Genomic DNA, 3606 nt, shown 5'->3' with positions numbered 1-3606 from the left:
TTGATCAAGCCGCCGGCCATCACCATGCGCAGTTGCCTGCCGCTGAGGCTGTGGACCAGGGTATAGGACTCGTTTAGGGTTTTGTTGATCAGGCGCAATTGTCGGCCCGCCGGCAGCGACCTTCGCAGGTCTTTCAACTGCAGAATATCCTCCGGGCGGATATTTTCCCAGTCCTCCGGGTTTTCGAACGTCAGTGGAAGGATGCCGAAATTGACCAGGTTCTGGGCATGGATACGGGCAAAGCTTTTGGCCACTACCGCCCGCAGGCCCAGAAATCGAGGTGCCAGGGCGGCATGTTCGCGGCTGGACCCTTGGCCGTAATTGTTTCCCCCCACCACAAAGGAGCCGCCGTTGTCCCGGCAGGCCATGGCTCGATCGTAATAGGTGTCGTCGATGCGGCTGAAGGCGAATCGGCTGATTTCGGGTATATTGCTGCGCAACGGCAGCACCTCGGCGCCGGCGGGCATGATCTCGTCGGTGGAGATGTCGTCGCCCACCTTGAGGAGTACGGGGCCCTCCAGACGATCGGGAAGGGCGTCAAACACCGGCAACGGTTTGATGTTGGGCCCTTTTTCCAGTTCGTGGTCGCCATCGCTCGACTCCGGGGACACCAGCAGGGCGGTGTTGATCTTCAGCGCCGATGCCGGTTCGAAGCGCGGGCAGGGCATGTCCAGGGTTCGCGGGTCGGTGATCACGCCGGTCAGGGCCGATGCCGCGGCCGTCTCCGGGCTGCACAAATAAACCTGGTCTTCCACGGTGCCGGAGCGGCCCGGGAAATTACGCGGCACGGTGCGCAGGCTGATCTTTCCGGTGGCCGGGGCCTGCCCCATGCCGATGCAGCCGTTGCAGCCGGCCTGGTGAAACCGCGCACCGGTCTGGATCAGATGTTCCATCAACCCCGTTTCGATCATGTTCTCGATCAGCTGACGAGAGGTGGGGTTCACGTCGAAGGAGATGTGGTCCGGCACCTGTCTGCCGGCGACCATCAGGGCAGGCACGGCAAAGTCGCGCAGCCCCGGATTGGCCGAGGAGCCGATGTAGGCCTGGTAGATGGGGCGTCCGGCCACCTCGCGCACCGGCACCACGTTCCCCGGGCTGCTGGGAAGGGCGATCAGCGGTTCCAGGTTCGACAGGTCGATCTCATCGGTTTCATCGTAGCCGGCATCCGCATCGGCCACCAATTCGCGCCAGCAATCCACACGGCCCTGCTCAACCAGAAACCGTCGTACGGCATCGTCCGAGGGGAAAACGGTGCTGGTGGCACCCAGTTCGGTGCCCATGTTGGCGATCACGTGACGATCCATCGCTGTCAGGCCTTCCAGACCCGGTCCGAAGTATTCGATGATTCTGCCCCGGCCGCCGTCTACGCCATGGCGGCGAAGCATTTCCAGGATCACGTCCTTGGCGCTGACCCAGTCCGGCAGTCGGCCGGCCAGGTGGATGCCCATCACTTTGGGCATGGTGATATAAAGGGGTTCACCGGCCATGGCAGTGGCCACCTCCAGGCCGCCTGCACCGAAAGCCAGCATGCCCAACCCGCCGGCCGCGGGCGTGTGGCTGTCCGAACCGACTAGGGTTTTACCCGGCACGCCGAATCGCTGCATGTGCACCGGGTGGCTAACGCCGTTGCCTGGGCGGCTGTACCACACGCCGAATTTTCGGCATGCGCTGCGCAAAAAGAGATGATCGTCGGCATTGCGGTAGTCGGTCTGCAGCAGGTTGTGGTCGACGTACTGGGCGGACAGTTCGGTGCGCACGCGATCGACGTTCATGGCCTCGAATTCCAGCATAACCATCGTTCCCGTCGCGTCCTGAGCCAGTGTTTGATCCATGCGCAGGCCGACCTCTTCACCGATGTCCGTTTTGCCTTCAATCAGATGGGCGTCGATCAGTTTTTGGGTTACATTTTTTCCCATCGTCATCTCCTCCGCATGTGGCACTTAAGAACCGGTCGCCTCATAAAGGGCGCATCCGGTCGATACCCACGGCCTGTCGCACAGCCATCAACGTGGTTCGAGCAACCTCACGCGCCCTGGCGGCACCGTTGTCCAGGATTTTCTCGATCTGATCGCCATCCGCCATCAGCGCAGCGAAACGCTCCCGGGCCGGTTTAAAATGGTCGATCAGCGTCTCGGCAAGCGCCTGCTTCACAGTTTGGTAGGCCACGCCGCCCTCTCTGTAGTGCTTTCGCAGCCGTAGGGCGTCGGTATGGTCGGCAAAATGGCGATACAGTGCGTATAGATTGCACTGTTCTGGATCCTTGGGTGCTTCGGGTGGGCGGCTGTCGGTGACGATGCGCATCACCAGCCGCCGTAATTCATCGGGTTGAGCCAGCACCGGGATCTCGTTGCCGTAGGATTTGCTCATTTTGCGCCCATCCTGGCCGGAAACGGTATGCACCGCTTCGTTCACCAGAGCCTGTGGACGCTTCAATACCGGACCGTAGGCCCGGTTGAAGGCCTCGGCCATCTCCCGGGCCATCTCCACATGTTGCCGCTGGTCTCGGCCCACGGGCACCAGATCAGTTTGAAAGGCTAGGATGTCGGCTGCCATCAAAACCGGGTAATTGTACAGACCGGCGTTGACTTGGGCATCCGCATCCCTTCCGGCGGCCAAATTGGCCTCAACAGCGCCTTTGTAAGCGTGGGCCCGGTTCAACCATCCCTTGGGGGAAATGCAGCCGAGGACCCACATAAGCTCGAAGATCTCAGGTATAGCGCTCTGGCGATAGAATACGACCCGCTCTGGATCCAGCCCCAAGGCCAGCCACGTGGCGGCCAACTTCTCGATTCGCCGGTTGAATCTGGCGCGATCCTGAATGGTCGTCAGCGCATGATAGTCGGCGATAAAGAAATATGCCCGATGCTTCGACGCCAGTTCCAATGCAGGCCGAATGGCGCCGAGATAGTTGCCCAAGTGAATCCGGCCGGTGGGTTTGATGCCGGTCAGCACGAGGTTGCTGATTTCTGTGCTTTCCATTTCGAAATCTTCAGTGCATTCATCCAAGACAACGAAAAAGGGGAGGAGCGGGCCTCTCGGGCCTACTCCTGGGACCGAGATCCAAATCCCGACAAAACCGTTTGCACTATTCGGGTGGTCTGTATTCGGCCACCCGTGGCCCCGGGCGGATCGTTGCGTCCGGATGTTCAGGATGGGGGCCTCAAGCGGAGGCATTAACCTGTTTCACGACATGGTTGATCTGGTTTTGCCGTTCCACTTCACCCTCGTGGACGCGATCGCGACATTCACCCCTACACTTGCCGGTGGTATCTCTTGATGGCATTTTTTTCATGGTTTTTTCCTCCTAATTATTACCTCGGCACAATGAGCGACATCAGCCGTCGGTTATGCCAAGTTAGCGTGTGGATGTTCAGGATCATTCGGAGAGAATCAATAACTTCGCGCCGACTCCGAAACGGATTGGGTCAGTGTCAATTTGTTCGCAGTGGATAACCCTGGCAACCGTGTGTGATCGATACCCCCGGCAGGCTCCGGGATCGGATATTGCCATTGAAAACGGCAGCGGCCGATCGGGTCGAGGGCCAAATCTTTCAATCTCGTGAGCCCCCACCGCCCTGAGCACGATGAATGAGTCGACCAACAAAT

The 3606-nt window shown here is 59.9% G+C and carries 2 protein-coding genes; both read right to left on the bottom strand.

Annotated features, from left to right (window positions below):
* Positions 1-1916, bottom strand: a 1916-nt coding sequence (locus ABYV26_RS22960) for an aconitate hydratase (RefSeq protein ID WP_372683683.1), incomplete at its 3' end; no start/stop codon positions are given.
* 40 nt (positions 1917-1956) lie between these two features.
* Positions 1957-2979, bottom strand: coding sequence for a tryptophan--tRNA ligase (trpS, locus tag ABYV26_RS22955; RefSeq protein WP_372683682.1), 1023 nt, complete (start codon positions 2977-2979; stop codon positions 1957-1959).
* Positions 2980-3606 lie beyond the last annotated feature (627 nt).

It is taken from the genome of Desulfosarcina sp. (assembly GCF_041551955.1).
GTDB lineage: Bacteria > Desulfobacterota > Desulfobacteria > Desulfobacterales > Desulfosarcinaceae > Desulfosarcina.
Note: the sequence above shows the minus strand (reverse complement) of the source record. Positions and strands in the feature narration are given on the sequence as shown.

Excerpts from the sequence above, each read along its gene's own strand:
- trpS (WP_372683682.1), bottom strand. The coding sequence starts at position 2,979 with ATGGAAAGCACAGAAATCAGCAACCTCGTGCTGACCGGCATCAAACCC.